Origin of the sequence: Streptomyces sp., assembly GCF_031181705.1 — a bacterium.
GTDB lineage: Bacteria > Actinomycetota > Actinomycetes > Streptomycetales > Streptomycetaceae > Streptomyces.
Genome location: NZ_JAPSKN010000005.1, coordinates 1 through 14124, shown reverse-complemented (window position 1 = coordinate 14124; position 14124 = coordinate 1). Strand labels below are relative to the sequence as shown.

Annotated in this window: 12 protein-coding genes and 1 tRNA gene; 4 read left to right on the top strand and 9 right to left on the bottom strand. The window is 72.8% G+C overall.

The window, feature by feature from the left end; genetic code table 11:
- The first annotated feature begins 113 nt into the window (after positions 1 to 113).
- Entirely contained in the window at positions 114 to 515 is a 402-nt protein-coding gene (locus tag RIN80_RS02085) for an ATP-binding protein (RefSeq protein ID WP_309093715.1), read from the top strand.
- A gap of 61 nt (positions 516 to 576) precedes the next feature.
- On the opposite strand, the gene RIN80_RS02080 is transcribed toward RIN80_RS02085, so the two are convergent.
- A complete protein-coding gene (locus RIN80_RS02080) occupies positions 577 to 2784 on the bottom strand; it encodes an MMPL family transporter (RefSeq protein ID WP_309093714.1) in 2208 nt (735 codons plus the stop codon).
- A 98-nt stretch (positions 2785 to 2882) separates the two neighbouring features.
- Positions 2883 to 3488: a TetR/AcrR family transcriptional regulator gene (locus RIN80_RS02075; protein ID WP_309093713.1), complete on the bottom strand. Its 606-nt coding sequence runs from the start codon at positions 3486 to 3488 to the stop codon at positions 2883 to 2885.
- Positions 3489 to 3642: 154 nt separating this feature from the next.
- Here RIN80_RS02075 and RIN80_RS02070 point away from each other — a divergent pair, with 154 nt between their 5' ends.
- The gene (locus RIN80_RS02070) at positions 3643 to 6873 is read left to right on the top strand and encodes a S41 family peptidase (RefSeq protein WP_309093712.1); all 3231 of its coding nucleotides are present in this window, start codon (positions 3643 to 3645) and stop codon (positions 6871 to 6873) included.
- A gap of 58 nt (positions 6874 to 6931) precedes the next feature.
- On the opposite strand, the gene RIN80_RS02065 is transcribed toward RIN80_RS02070, so the two are convergent.
- The 4 genes from RIN80_RS02065 to RIN80_RS02050 all read right to left on the bottom strand — a co-directional run bounded on the left by RIN80_RS02065 (position 6932) and on the right by RIN80_RS02050 (position 10536).
- Positions 6932 to 7129 (bottom strand): hypothetical protein, encoded by a 198-nt coding sequence (locus RIN80_RS02065; RefSeq protein ID WP_309093711.1) that lies wholly within the window; start codon positions 7127 to 7129, stop codon positions 6932 to 6934.
- Between the two features lie 76 nt (positions 7130 to 7205).
- Complete coding sequence (locus RIN80_RS02060) at positions 7206 to 8090, bottom strand: SDR family oxidoreductase (RefSeq protein ID WP_309093710.1); 885 nt, start codon at positions 8088 to 8090, stop codon at positions 7206 to 7208.
- Positions 8087 to 9010, bottom strand: a complete 924-nt coding sequence (locus RIN80_RS02055; RefSeq protein ID WP_309093709.1) for an alpha/beta hydrolase — start codon at positions 9008 to 9010, stop codon at positions 8087 to 8089. Before RIN80_RS02055 ends, RIN80_RS02060 begins: the two co-directional genes overlap by 4 nt.
- Positions 9007 to 10536, bottom strand: coding sequence for an NAD(P)/FAD-dependent oxidoreductase (locus RIN80_RS02050; RefSeq protein ID WP_309093708.1), 1530 nt, complete (start codon positions 10534 to 10536; stop codon positions 9007 to 9009). The genes RIN80_RS02055 and RIN80_RS02050 overlap by 4 nt, the downstream gene beginning before the upstream one ends.
- Before the next feature lie 130 nt (positions 10537 to 10666).
- Here RIN80_RS02050 and RIN80_RS02045 point away from each other — a divergent pair, with 130 nt between their 5' ends.
- Positions 10667 to 11329, top strand: a complete 663-nt coding sequence (locus tag RIN80_RS02045) for a MerR family transcriptional regulator (protein WP_309093707.1) — start codon at positions 10667 to 10669, stop codon at positions 11327 to 11329.
- Between the two features lie 13 nt (positions 11330 to 11342).
- Here RIN80_RS02045 and RIN80_RS02040 read toward each other — a convergent pair whose 3' ends face one another.
- Positions 11343 to 12146, bottom strand: a complete 804-nt coding sequence (locus tag RIN80_RS02040) for an exodeoxyribonuclease III (protein ID WP_309093706.1) — start codon at positions 12144 to 12146, stop codon at positions 11343 to 11345.
- 60 nt (positions 12147 to 12206) lie between these two features.
- Here RIN80_RS02040 and RIN80_RS02035 point away from each other — a divergent pair, with 60 nt between their 5' ends.
- Positions 12207 to 12683, top strand: coding sequence for a GNAT family N-acetyltransferase (locus tag RIN80_RS02035; protein WP_309093705.1), 477 nt, complete (start codon positions 12207 to 12209; stop codon positions 12681 to 12683).
- Between the two features lie 78 nt (positions 12684 to 12761).
- Here the strand turns inward: RIN80_RS02035 and RIN80_RS02030 are convergent.
- Positions 12762 to 12835, bottom strand: a tRNA-Ala gene (locus RIN80_RS02030).
- An 83-nt stretch (positions 12836 to 12918) separates the two neighbouring features.
- Positions 12919 to 14115: a gephyrin-like molybdotransferase receptor GlpR gene (gene glpR / locus RIN80_RS02025; RefSeq protein ID WP_309093704.1), complete on the bottom strand. Its 1197-nt coding sequence runs from the start codon at positions 14113 to 14115 to the stop codon at positions 12919 to 12921.
- Positions 14116 to 14124: the final 9 nt, after the last annotated feature.

Sequence of the window (14124 nt, the reverse complement as noted above, 5' to 3'; positions counted from 1 at the left end):
ACCCGTACAACGACCGGGACAGCCGGGACAGCACGAGACAAGCTCGGGACAACAGCGGTACGCCCACCCGCAGTCGCCGGTCACGGCGCCCGGACTCGGCCACGCTGAGTCACATGAACCAGGAGACCACCATCCGCAACCTCAGCCTTCTGCTCTCCCCGACGCCCCGGGGCGCGCGGCTCGCCCGGCTCCTCGCCGTGGAGCAACTGCGCTCGTGGGACGTGCCGTCGGACCCTGCCGAGCAGATCGTCGCCGAGCTCGCGGCCAATGCCGCCACCCATGGCCGCGCGCCCGGCCGGGACTTCCGTCTGACGCTCTACGTCGTCGGCGGCACCCTCCGCATCGAGGTCACGGACACGCGCGGCGACCTGCTTCCCCACGCCACCCGGCCGGCCCCGGACGCCACCACGGGCCGGGGCCTCCTCGTCGTGGCCGCCCTCGCCGGCCGCTGGGGCGTGACACCGGGGCCGCACCCGCGCAAGACGGTGTGGGCCGAAGTCGAGGTGCCCGGGTGAAAGGCCGGTGAGGACGCACCGTCCCACAGTGCGCCCTCACCGGCAGGTTTCTGACGAGCCGTCAGACGCGGACCAGTTGCCTGTCACCGTCGTCGTCGCCGGAGGCGGCGCGCAGGCCCTCGCCCTCGACGTCCACGTTCGGCAGGGCGCGGTCGAGCCACCCGGGCAACCACCAGGCCTTGCGGCCCAGGAGGGCCAGGACGGCCGGGACGATGGCCATGCGGACGATGAACGCGTCGAAGAAGACCGCGATCGCGAGGCCGAAGCCGATCATCTTCACCATCGACTCGGAGGAGCCGATGAAGCCGGCGAAGACGGCGATCATGATGACCGCGGCGGCGCTGACGACCCGCGCGCCGTGCCGGAAGCCGGTCACCACGGCCTGGGCCGGCTTCTCGCCGTGGACGTAGGCCTCCCGCATCCGGGTCACGAGGAACACCTCGTAGTCCATGGCCAGGCCGAAGACCACGCCGACCATGAAGATCGGCATCATCGACATGACCGGCCCGGTCTGCTCGACGCCCATGAGGCCGGACAGCCAGCCCCACTGGAAGACCGCGACGACCGCGCCGAGCGCCGCCATCACCGACAGCAGGAAGCCGAGGGCCGCCTTCAGCGGGACGAGGATCGAGCGGAACACCACGATCAGGAGCAGGAAGGCCAGGCCGACGACCAGGACCAGGTAGGGCACGAGGGCGTCGTTGAGCTTCTGGCTGACGTCGATGTTCATGGCCGTGCTGCCGGTGACCAGGACGTTGGCGCCGGTGTCGGCCCTGACGTCCGTGCCCGCGTCGCGGATGCCGTGCACCAGGTCCTCGGTGGTGACGGAGGACGGCTTGGAGCCGGGGACGACGGTGATGGTGGCGGTGTCACCGGCCTTGTTGGGCGCGGGCGGCGTCACCGTGACGACGTCCCTCAAGCCCTTGATCTCGTCGCCGACCGCGGTGAAGGCGGCCTTCGGGTCGTCGCTGCCCTTGGCGTCGACCACGACCATCAGCGGGCCGTTGAAGCCCGGCCCGAAGCCCTCGGACAGCAGGTCGTAGGCGCGGCGCTGGGTGGTGGAGGTGGGCTGGGAGCCGTCGTCCGGCAGGCCCAGTTCCAGGCTCGCGGCCGGGACGGCGGCCGCGCCGAGGCCGACGACGCCGAGCAGCAGGACCGCGATCGGGCGGCGGACCACGAAGCTCGCCCAGCGGCTGCCCAGGTTGGGCTTGGCGGGCCCGTCCTGCGCCTTGGCCCGGCCGAACAGCCTGCCCTTCTCCCCCGCCGGCCTGACCTTGCGCCCGGCGTATCCGAGCAGGGCGGGGATCATGGTGAGGGCGATCAGCACCGCGATGGCCACCGTGCCGGCCGCCGCGACGCCCATCTTCGTCAGCATCGGGATGTTGACGACGGACAGGCCCACCAGGGCGATCACCACGGTCAGGCCCGCGAACACCACGGCGGAACCCGCCGTGCCGACGGCCCGGCCGGCCGCCTCCTCGCGCTCGCGGCCGTCGGCCAGTTCGGCGCGGTAGCGGGAGACGATGAACAGGGCGTAGTCGATGCCGACCGCGAGGCCGATCATCATGGCCAGGGTGGAGGTGGTCGTGCCCAGGTCCAGCGCGCTCGCCAGGGCGGTGATCGTGGAGACGCCGATGCCCACGCCGATGAGCGCGGTGAGCAGCGGGAGCCCGGCCGCGACCAGCGAGCCGAAGGTGATGACGAGGACGACCGCGGCGACCGCGATGCCGATGATCTCGCTGGAGCCGGTGTGCGGCACCGCCTGCAGCGCGTCACCGCCGATCTCGACGGTCAGCCCGGCCTTCCGGGCGTCCTGCGCGGAGTCCTCCAGGGCGTCCTTGGAGGCGTCGTCGAGCTCCATCCCGGAGACCTTGTACGACACCTGCGCGTAGGCGATCGTTCCGTCCTTGCTGACGGCCTTCGCCTGGTACGGGTCGGTGACGCGGGCGACCTCGGAGCCGTCGGCCAGCTCCTTCACGGTCTCCCGCACCGTCGCCTTGTTGCCCGGGTCGGTCATCTTCTCGCCGCTCGGCGCCTTGAAGACCACGCGGGCGGTGGCGCCGTCGGCGCTGGTGCCGGGGAAGCGCTGTTCCAGCAGGTCGAAGGCCTTCTGGGCCTCGGTGCCCGGGATGGAGAACGAGCTGTTGCCCGCGGTGGGCGCGCCGGCCGCGCCGACCCCGGCGAGGGTCAGCAGGGCCACCCATATCAGGGCGACGAAGTGCCGCCGCCGGAACGAGAACCGGCCGATTTTATAGAGGAAAGTGGCCACGAGGGCGTACTCCCGGTCAGGTCGTGAGGGTCTTCGGGGCAGGGGTGATCAGCCCGACGACGTGAGCGGTGACGTCAGGTGGAGGGCAGTTGAGGGGACTAGTCGGTGGTGGGGACGCCGAGGGCGGGGAGGACCACGGCGTCGATGTACGAGGTGAGGAAGGCCGCCGTCGGAGGCTTGTCCTCGAGGACCGCGCAGGTGACGAACGCGCCGAGCATCATGTGCACCACGAACTCCAGCGCGGGGCAGTCCGGGCGGATCTCGCCCCGGTCGACGGCTCGTTGGAGGAGGCGGCGCGAGCTCGCGATCTCCGGTTCGATGATCTGGCTCCGGAACTCGCTGTGGAGGTCCGGATTGGCGTGCATCGCCGTGGCCAGTCCGCGCATGAGCGCGCCGTTCTGCTCCATCTCGGCGTCGTCCGCACGCGCCATGAGGGCGTGGAAGTCGCCGCGCAGGGAGCCGGTGTCGATCTCGTCGAGGTCCTTCACCGGCTTGGTGTGCCTGAGCGCCTTGACGACCAGCGGGGCCTTGCCGCCCCACTGGCGGTAGAGCGTGGCCTTGCTGGACCGGGTGCGGGTGGCCACGGCGTCCATGGTGAGGGCGTCGTAGCCGACTTCGCGGAGCAGGTCGAGCACGGCCGCGTACAGCTCGGCCTCGCGCTCGGGGGTGATCCGACTGCGACGCGCGGCGGCGACCTCAGCCATCTGACTCACCTTCCCGCTTCGAACGACACGGTTTCGTACACCACGAAGATAGCGCACCCCGCATAGAAACGAAACGGTTTCGTACGTGTGCTGGGTCACGGCGGTGGCCTTGTCACGACTTGCTGGTGCCCACGCCCGGGCAAAGCATGGTCAGGTGACCTATCTGCGTCTGCCGCATCTCCATGACGACCTGCTGTGCTTCGTCGCCGAGGACGACCTCTGGCTCGCGCCGCTCGACGGCCCGGGCCGCGCCTGGCGGCTCACCGTCGACCGCACCAAGGTGGGCCACCCGCGCTTCTCGCCCGACGGCCGCCATCTCGCCTGCACGAGCTGGCGCAGCCTGGTGCCCGAGGTCCACCTGATCCCGGTGGACGGCGGCCCGGGCAGGCAGGTGAGCCACTGGGGCAGCGCCGACACCCGCGTCCGCGGCTGGACCCCGGACGGCGAGATCCTGGCCGTCGCCTCGCACGGCGAGCCGTTCTCCTACTTCACCTGGGCCTACAAGGTCTGCCCCGACGGCGACCCGGGCCGCAAACTGCCCTGGGGGCCGGTCTCCGACATCCAGGTGGCCGACCTGGACGGGGAGCGCAGGACGCTGCTGCTCACCGGCACGCCCCCGCACGAACCGGCCGCCTGGAAGCGCTACCGGGGCGGGGCCACGGGCCGGCTGTGGCTGCACGGCGAGCGGCTGCTCGAAGGCCTCGGCGGCCATCTGCACTCCCCGATGTTCGTGGGCGGCCGGATCGCCTTCCTCTCCGACCACGAGGGCGTCGGCAACCTCTACTCCTGCGCCCACGACGGCACCGACCTGCGCCGCCACACCGACCACGACGCCTTCTACGCCCGGCACGCCGCCAGCGACGGAACGCGGGTGGTGTACCAGTGCGCGGGCGACCTGTGGCTGGTCGAGGACCTGTCCGCGGACTCCGAGCCGCGCCGGCTGGACGTACGGCTGAACGGGCCGCGCGCCGGGCGGCGCCCGTACCAGGTGGCGGCCGCCCGGCACGTCGACGGGCTCTCGGTCGACGAGACCGGCCGGGCCGGCGCGGTCGTCGTGCGCGGCAGCCTGTACTGGCTCACCCACCGGGACGGTCCCGCCCGCGCCCTCACCGACATCCCGGGCGTCCGGGTGCGCCTGCCGGAGATGCTCGGCGCGAGCGGGCGGGTGGCGTACGTGACGGACGCGGAGGGCGAGGACGCCATCGAGATCGCCTTCCTGCCCCGGGCGAGCGGCGACCGCACCCCCCGGCGGCTCTCGCCGGGCGCGCTGGGCCGGGTGCGCGAGCTGGTCTGCGATCCCGAGGGCGAGCGCCTGGCGGTCGCCTCGCACGACGGGCGGCTCCTCCTCGTCGACGTCACCGAGGACGGCGACGGAGAGGTCACCGAACTGATCAGGTCGATCAACGGACCCGTGCGCGACCTGGCGTTCTCCCCGGACGGGGCGTGGCTGACCTGGTCGCACCCGGGCATCGGGCGCACGCTGCGGCAGATCAAACTGGCCCGCATCACGGACCGGTTCGTCGTCGACGTGACCAACGGCCGCTTCGAGGACGAGAACCCGGTCTTCACCCGCGACGGCCGCTACCTGGCCTTCCTGTCCTGGCGCGGCTTCGACCCGGTCTACGACGTGCACACCGGCGACCTGTCCTTCCCGCTGGGCTGCCGCCCGTACCTGGTGCCGCTGTCCTCGGCGACGCCCTCCCCGTTCGCGGTGAACCCCGAGGGCCGCCCGGCCGCCGGGGGTCTGGACCCGGTGGAGGACGACGGAAGCGGGGAGGGCGGGGCCGTGACGGTCGAGGCCGAAGGACTGGCGAGCCGGGTCACGCCGTTCCCGGTGGCCGCCTCCAAGTACTCGGCGCTGCACCCGGTGGCGGGCGGCGGGCTGGTGTGGCTGCGCTGGCCGATCTCCGGCGCGCTGGGCGAGACGTTCGCCAACCCGGACGACACCAGCGGCCGGCCCACCCTGGAGCACTTCGGCATCACCAAGGCGAAGAAGTCCGAACTCGCCCAGCAGCTCGACTGGTTCGCGGTCAGCGGCGACGGCAGCCGGCTGGTGATCGTCGACGAGGGCGAGCTGCGCGCGGTACCGGCGGACGAGCCGGGCGACTCCGACTCCACGGTGTGGATCGACGCCCGCCGCATCCTGCACACCGTCGACCCGGCGGCGGAGTGGCGGCAGGCGTACGACGAGGCCGGGCGGCTGATCCGGGCCCACTTCTGGGATCCGGGCATGTGCGGCATCGACTGGGACGGGGTCCTTGACCAGTACCGGCCGCTGGTCGAACGGGTCGCGTCCCCGGACGAGTTCGCCGACCTGCTGCGCGAGGTGCTCGGCGAACTGGGCACCTCCCACGCCTACGTCACCGCCGCCCGGCGCAACGAGGGCCCGCCGCACTACCAGCGCCGCCAGGGCCTGCTCGGCGCCAACCTCGTACGCCGGGACGGCGGCTGGACGGTCAAGCGGATCCTGCCCGGCGACTCCTCCGACTCCAAGGCCCGCTCCCCGCTCGCCGGTACGGGCATCCGGGAGGGCGCGGTCCTCACCCATGTCGACGGCCGCCCGGTGGATCCGGACGCGGGCCCCTACCCGCTGCTGGCCGGTGCGGGCGGGACGACGGTGGAGCTGACCTTCTCCCCCGCGGAGGGCGCGGGTCCGCCCCGGCGGGTCGCCGTCGTGCCGCTGACCGACGAGCGGCCGCTGCGCTACCAGGACTGGGTGGCCAAACGCCGGGCGGTGGTGCGGGAGTTGAGCGGGGGCCGCTGCGGCTATCTGCACATCCCGGACATGGGCGGCTCGGGCTGGGCGCAGTTCAACCGGGACCTGCGCATGGAGGTCTCCCGGCCCGCGCTGATCGTGGACGTGCGCGGCAACGCCGGCGGGCACATCAGCGAGCTGGTCGTCGAGACGCTGAGCCGCACGATCCTCGGCTGGGACCTGACCCGGGACGCCCAGCCCGTCTCGTACGCCTCGAACGCGCCGCGCGGCCCGCTGGTGGCCCTGGCCGACGAGGCGACCTCATCCGACGGCGACATGATCGCCGCCGCGTTCAAACTGCTGAAGCTGGGGCCCGTGGTGGGGCAGCGCACCTGGGGCGGGGTGGTCGGCATGACCGGCCGGCACGAGCTGGGCGACGGCACGGTGATCACGGTGCCGATGAACGCGGCCTGGTTCGACGCCTACGGCTGGTCGGTGGAGAACAGGGGCGTCGCGCCCGACATCGACGTCCCGCGCACCCCGCTGGACTGGGCCGAGGGGCGGCACGCGCAGCTGGCCGACGCCGTCGAACTCGCCCTGGGGCTGCTGGAGACCGACCCGCCCGCGACACCGCCGACGTACAGCGACGTGCCGGACCGCTCCCGTCCGAAGCTACCGCCCAGGACGTGACCCGCAGGGGAAAGGGGCACCCCGCACGGGGGCGCCCCGGTCCGCTCAGCACGCAACGTCAGGCGTCGTAGTCCTGGTCGAAGCGGTCCTCGTGCTCGCGCTCCCGCTCACGGTCGCGCTGCGGCTGCGAGGGGTCCATGTCCTCCTCGCGCCGGCGGCCGCGGCCCTGCATCTGCTCGCGAGCCTGGTCCGCCTTCTGACGGGCCTGGTTCTGGAACTGCTCGGACTTCTCCTGGAACTGGTCCTTCATACCCATGTGGGTTCACTCCCGTTGGGGGTGAGGGGATCTGGCTCGATCAGATTCACACGGGCCGTGACGCTGCGCATGTCGATCACTCACGCACGGTAGTCCGCTGCTGCTCGTCGGCCGCTCCACCCGCTCCGACCAGGCCCGTTCGCATGCCCGTCAGCCGGTCGGCGAACCGCCGCATCTCGCGCTGTCCGACCGTGCCGATGATCGCGGGCAGACAACCGCGCACCCCCTGCATCCCGCGCAGCCACCACTGCCCGTAGACATGGCTCGACCGGGACTCGATCCCGGCCACGAGCCGGTCCACGGCCGGGCCCAGCGGGTAGGTCTTGTTGGACGGCCAGGGCAGCCGCTGCCGCAACTCCCGCATGACGTCCTCCTGGTCGGCGCCGCGCACCATGTCGGTGTCGGTCCACGACAGGTACCCGACGCCGACCTTCACGCCCCGGTACCCGACCTCGGCGCGCAGGCTGTGCGCGTACGCCTCCACGCCCGACTTGGACGCGCAGTACGCGGTCATCATCGGCGCCGGGGTGATCGCCGCGAGGGAGGCGATCTGCAGCAGGTAACCCCGGCTCTCCAGCAGCATCGGCAGGAACGCGCGGGCGGTCACGGCCGAGCCGATCAGGTTGACCTCGATCACCCGCCGCCAGGACTCCGGGTCGGAGTCGGTGAACGGACCGCCGGTCGCCACACCGGCGTTGGCGACGACGATGTCGACCCGCCCGAAGCGCTCCTTCGCCTCCTCGGCGACCCGCGCCATCGCCTCGTGGTCGGTGACGTCGGCGTGCCAGTGGTCGCTGTCGCTGTGCAGCCGCGCGGAGACCTGCTTGAGCGCGTCCGGCTCCAGGCCCACCAGGGCGATCCGCACGCCGCGCGCGGACAGCTTGCGGGCCAGCAGCTCCCCGACGCCGCGCGCCGCCCCGGTCACCACGGCGACCTTGCCCTCAAGGTTCACCCTGCTCATGCGCTCTCCTCGGTTACGGCCTCGATGTGGGTGGTGACGAGTTCGCGTATCTTCCCGGTGACCTGCTCCGGCGCCTCGATCGGGGTCATGTGGCCGATGCCGGGCAGTTCGGTGAACCCGGTGCAGTCCGGCAGCGCCTCGCACAGGGCCCGGGCCTGCGCCGGCGGGGTCAGCCGGTCCGCCGTGCCGACCAGGACGGCCGTGGGCACGGTCAGCCCCCGGACGCCGTGGTCGAGGTCGAGCAGGTCCAGCACCTGCGACCAGCTGTGCCGGACCCTGCGGGGGCAGGCGTGCACGATCCGGGCGCACGCCTCGACCATGTCCGGGGCCGAACCGGGGCCCATGGTCCCGTACTTGAGGATCCGGCGGGCCAGGGGCGTGACCGGCCCGAGCGGGGCGCGGGAGCCGAGGATCCGCCGGGTGAGCCAGGTGCGCACCGGCCCGGGCCGCATCGGGACGACGGTGGAGGCGGCGACCAGCTGCGAACTGCCCGTGCTGCACAGCAGGACGGCGGCGGCGTGCGCACGGAAGGCGGGCCGTCCGGAGGCCGCCATGACGGTCATGCCGCCCATGGAGTGCCCGGCGATCACGGCCTGTTCGCCCGGCGAGAGGGTGGCTTCCAGGACGGCTTCGAGGTCGTCGGCGAGCGCGTCGGTGCTGCACGCCGGGCTCGCGGGGCTGCGGCCGTGCCCGCGCTGGTCGTAGGCGATGACCCGGTGGTCGGCGGCCAGTTCGCGGATCTGCGCCGCCCAGAAGGCGGTCGAGCAGGTCCAGCCGTGTGCCAGGACGACGGCGGGCGCGAACTCGGGCCCGTGGATCTCGACGTGCAGCCGGGCACCGTCGGCGGAGACGGCGGTCAGCTCGCGCACGGGGGCGGGCGGGGCGTAGGGCCCGGACGCGACGGGGAGGAGACGGCTCACGCGTCCACCCCGGCCTTCCGCGCGTCCCGCGCCTCGCTCCGCCCGGCCCCGGGGGCCCGCAGTACGTCGTACTCCATGAGGTCCACCCGGCGCGTCGCCCGCCGGAACTCGGCGGTCGTGCCGGGCCAGATGGTGGTGTTGCGGCCGTTCGCGTCGAGGTACCAGCTGGTGCAGCCGCCGGTGTTCCACACGGTCCGCTTCATGCGTTCCTGCACCCGCTGGTTCCATCCGCGCACCGCGTCGGGGCGGGCGTCGAGGGCGACCCGGCCGCCCAGGACGTCGAGCTGGCGGACGTAGTCGGCCAGGTAGTTCAGCTGGGACTCGATCATCAGGATCATCGAGGAGTTCCCGAGGCCCGTGTTGGGCCCGATGATCGTCATCCAGTTCGGGAAGCCGGCCGCCGAGGCGCCGCGCAGGGCCTCCATGCCGCCCTTCCAGGTCTCGGCGAGGGTCCGCCCGTCGGCGCCCACCACCCGTTCGGCGATGGGCATGTCGGTGACGTGGAAGCCCGTGCCGAACACGATCGCGTCCACCTCGGCCTCGCTGCCGTCGGCGGCGACCAGGGTCGAGCCGCGCACCTCGGCCAGGCCGCTCGCGACGACGTCCACGTTGGGCCGCGCGAGGGCGGGATAGTACTCGCTGGACAGCAGGATCCGCTTGCAGCCGATGCGGTAGTCGGGCGTGAGCTTGGCCCGCAGCGCCGGGTCCTTGATGGCCCGGGCCATGTTGCGCTTGGCCAGCTGCTCGACGAAGCCCAGCTCGTTCGGGCGCTTGGTGAACGCCTGGACCTGCAACTCCCGGATGCCCCACAGCAGTCCGCGCCGCAGCTGCGAGGTGAAGGGCAGCTGCCGGTGCAGCCACCGTTCCGCGTCGCTGATGGCCCGGTCCATGCGGGGCATGACCCACGGCGGGGTGCGCTGGAAGAGGGTGAGCCGGGAGACGTCCGGCTGGATGGCCGGCACGATCTGGATGGCCGAGGCGCCGGTGCCGACCATGGCGACGCGCTTGCCGCGCAGGTCGTAGTCGTGGTCCCAGCGGGCGGAGTGGAAGACCTTGCCGGGGAAGGAGTCCAGGCCGGGGATGTCCGGCACCTTCGGGTCGGACAGCGGACCCGTGGCCGACACGACGAGGTCGGCGGAGAGGTTCCCGCTGCTGGTCTCGATGTCCCAGCACAGCCGCTCGGCGTTCCACGTCATCCGCTTCACCTCCGAGTCGAAGCGGATGTGCGGCCGCAGCCGGAACGTGTCCGCCACGTGCTCCAGGTAGGCCCGGATGTGCTCCTGCCCGGAGAAGGTGCGCGGCCAGTCCGGGTTGGGCGCGAAGGAGAACGAGTACAGATGCGACGGCACGTCACACGCGCACCCCGGGTAGCTGTTGTCCCGCCAGGTGCCGCCGACACTGCTCGCCCGCTCCAGGACGACGAAGTCGGTGACACCTTCCCGGCGCAGCCGTACGGCGGCCCCCAGCCCGCCGAACCCGGACCCGACCACCGCGACCCGCACATGCTCGTGTTCGCGCTCGCCCATGCCGACACCTCCACACACCACGAGAACCGCGCCAGTGAACACTGGCGCAATGGGAGCGTAGAGCAGTGACGTACTGATGGGTAGGGGGCAGGACAAGGAAGTTACCCGCGGTACGGCTTAAGGTGCCCAGGTGGCCGAGAAGCGTGAATACCGCATGGAAGAGCTGGCCCGCCTGGCCGGGATCACGGTGCGCACCCTGCGCTTCTACCGCGAACGCAAGCTGATCCCGCCACCCCGCCGCGAGGGCCGCATCGCCTGGTACGACGACCAGCACCTGGCCCGGCTGCGCACGATCACGGCCCTGCTGGAACGCGGCCACACCCTCAGCGGCATCGCGGAACTGGCCGAGGCCTTCGACCACGGCCGGGACGTCGGCGACCTGCTCGGCGTGGGCGGCCCGACCGAGGAGGAGCCGGTCCACCTCACCCCCGAGGAACTCGCCGACCACTTCGCGGGCGAGGCCACCCCCGAGAACCTGGCCGCCGCCATGGACCTCGGCTACCTCGGCACCGACGGCGGCGAGATCGTCCACATCAGCCGCCGCCTGCTGGAGGTCTCCTCGGCCCTGGTCCGCGAGGGCATCCCGCTCGCGGAGGTCCTCGCCGCGGCCAAGGAGGTCCGCACCCACACCGACGCGCTGGCCGACCTCTTCACCGGCCTGGTCCTGCGCCACGCCTCCGCCCAGGACCTGCCCCGCCTGCGCCCCCTGGCGCGCAGCGTGGTGGAGGCGGAGCTGTCCCTGGCCCTGGACCGGCGGATGCGCGCGGACGGCTCCCGAGGCGGACGACCCTAGGCCGGGTCCGGCCCTAGCGGTCGTAGACCACGGTCACGGGAGCGTGGTCGGACCACCGCTCGGCGTGCGTGGCGGCCCGCTCCACGAACCCCTTGACCGCCCGCTCGGCGAGCCCGGGGGTCGCCACGTGGTAGTCGATCCGCCAGCCGGTGTCGTTGTCGAAGGCCCGCCCCCGGTAGGACCACCACGAGTACGGCCCCTCGGTGTCCGGGTGCAGGGCGCGTACGACGTCGACGTAGCCGCCGTCGGCCGGGTCGAGGACGCGGCCGAGCCACTCGCGCTCCTCGGGCAGGAAGCCGGAGGACTTCTGGTTGCCGCGCCAGTTCTTCAGGTCGGCCTTGGTGTGGGCGATGTTCCAGTCGCCGCAGACGACGACCTCGCGCCCCTCGGCAGCGGCCCGCTCCCTCAGCTGTCTGAGGTAGGCGAGGAACTCGCCCATGAAGCGGTCCTTCTCGTCCTGCCGCTCGGTGCCGACCTCGCCGGAGGGCAGATAGAGGGAGGCGACGGTGACCCCCGGCAGGTCCGCCTCCACATACCGTCCGCTGCCGTCGAACTCGGCGGACCCGAACCCGATCCGCACCCGGTCGGGTTCACGCCGGCTGTACAGCGACACCCCGGCCCGGCCCTTGGCGGCGGCCGGCGCGTGCACCACGTGCCACCCCTCGGGCGCGCGGACGTGCTCGGGCAACTGCTCCGGCTCGGCGCGCACCTCCTGCAGGCACAGCACGTCGGCGTCGGTCGCGGCCAGCCACTCCACGAAGCCCTTCTTCGCGGCGGCCCGCAGCCCGTTCACATTCACAGAGGTCACAGTGAGCACCCGGGCACGATACCGGCACTCTGGACGGAGTCCAGTTCCGGATCGCATACGGTGGTTGGCATGCACATACGCCGGGTCTCCTTCGACCACCCCGACGCCATGAAGCTGAACGACCAGGTCCAGGCCGAATACGCCGTCCGCTACGGGGACGACGGCGACGCCACGCCCATGGCCGCCGCGGACTTCGACCCGCCGAACGGCATCTACCTGATCGCCTACGACGCGGACGGCACGCCCGTCGCCTCGGGCGGCTGGCGTGCCCAGAACGCCAACGGCGAGGGCAACCTGGACGGCGACGCCGAGCTGAAGCGCATGTACGTGATCGAGCAGATGCGCGGCCGGGGCCTGGCCCGCCGCATCCTGGCGGCCCTGGAGGAGGACGCCCGCGCGGCCGGGCGGGTCCGCATGGTTCTGGAGACGGGCACCAAGCAGCCGGAGGCCATCGCCCTGTACACGTCGAGCGGTTACGAGCCGTGCGCCAAGTTCGGCTACTACCGCCACCACGAGGCCAGCCGCTGCTTCGCGAAGCGGCTCTGACGGGCCGGAGGGCCCTACGGGGCCCGCGAACGGAGCAGAGCCCCTGTCGGCTGTCGCCGACAGGGGCTCGAAGCTGCGTGGACCTGAGGGGATTTGAACCCCTGGCCCCCTCGATGCGAACGAGGTGCGCTACCGGACTGCGCCACAGGCCCTTGCAACGAGTGAAACTCTAGCACCCCGATCGGCCCGCATAAAAATCCGTTCCGGAGCGCCGGGCACCCGCCGGTTCGCCGGGCTACTCGTTGGCGGCCCGGGGCCGGTCCCCGTCCTCGTACTGGTCGAACAGCGGCGTACGACCGCGCTCCCGGGCCCGCCGCGCGGAGGCCGCGGCGGGGTTCGTGCCGCGCGAGCGCTTCCGGGCCGGGGGAACGGCGTCGCCGTCGGCCCCCTCCGGCGCGGGGGGCTCCGCCGCGCCCTGCTCGTCGGGGCCGGCCGTCTCGTCCGCCGCCTCGGGGGCGACCGTGCTCGATCGCGCCGAGCTCCAGGTGTCGGGGGCGCCGAGGTCGACGTCGTTCGTCGCCCGGGGCGCGACCGGCGCGGTCACATAGGTCGGCAGGGGCACCGGCACCGGCTCCCAGCTGTCGCCCTGGCCCGGCCGCCGCTGCCGCTCGCGCTGCTGGTCGACCCACTCCGCGTGGTCGGTCTGCTCGACGAGGGCACGCCGGTCCGCCGCGAGGGCCGACAGGCCGGGGTCGGTCGCCGGCTCGGGTCCCTCCTCCGGTTCGTCGGCCTCCTCCTCGGCCGGAGGGCGCCGGCGGGGCTGCCGCTCCCGCAGCCGCTGGGCGGCGGCCTCGGCCCGGCGGCGGTCCATCTGGTAGGTGAACCGGCGGCGCTCCTGCGAGCGCAGGTAGGCGATGTACACGCTGAGCATCACGGCGGGCACGCCCGGGGCCCACAGGAAGGCCAGGCCTCCGACCGCGGCGACGATCGCGCCGAGGGTGAAGGCGAGGAACAGCATGGTGGTGGTGCGCCGGCGGCGCGCGAGCACCTTCGAGCGCCGGGCCCGTGCAGCGGCCGCCTGCTCCGCCGGCGAGGGCGCGCCGCGCCGGGCGGCGGGCACGCCGCCCGGTCCGCGTTCGGCACGGGCCGCGTGCGGTGCCGGGCGGGACGGCTGCTCGGGGGCGGGCGACGGGAGGGGCGCCCGGGTCTGGGGGCGGGTCTTGGACACCGCGAAGGCCCGGACGTCCACCGACTCGGTGACGGCGTCCGGATCGTCGGCGTCCTGCTCCCCCTCCTCGGTGGAGCGCGCCCGCAGGTCCTTGGCGTACCGGCGCTCCATGGCCGCCTTTCCGGACAGAAGCCGGATGGCGGTGCTGAAGCGTTCCGTCGGACGGGCCTCGTTCAGCTCGTCCTGCCTACGGAGCCACATCGGCACCAAGTAGGCGGCCCAGGCCCCGACAATGACTGCGTAGATGAGGCCGCTGCTGCTCACGCCTCACAC

Excerpts from the sequence above, each read along its gene's own strand:
- RIN80_RS02085 (WP_309093715.1), top strand. The coding sequence starts at position 114 with ATGAACCAGGAGACCACCATCCGCAACCTCAGCCTTCTGCTCTCCCCG.
- RIN80_RS02075 (WP_309093713.1), bottom strand. The coding sequence starts at position 3,488 with ATGGCTGAGGTCGCCGCCGCGCGTCGCAGTCGGATCACCCCCGAGCGC.
- RIN80_RS02065 (WP_309093711.1), bottom strand. The coding sequence starts at position 7,129 with ATGGGTATGAAGGACCAGTTCCAGGAGAAGTCCGAGCAGTTCCAGAAC.
- RIN80_RS02060 (WP_309093710.1), bottom strand. The coding sequence starts at position 8,090 with ATGAGCAGGGTGAACCTTGAGGGCAAGGTCGCCGTGGTGACCGGGGCG.
- RIN80_RS02050 (WP_309093708.1), bottom strand. The coding sequence starts at position 10,536 with ATGGGCGAGCGCGAACACGAGCATGTGCGGGTCGCGGTGGTCGGGTCC.
- RIN80_RS02035 (WP_309093705.1), top strand. The coding sequence starts at position 12,207 with ATGCACATACGCCGGGTCTCCTTCGACCACCCCGACGCCATGAAGCTG.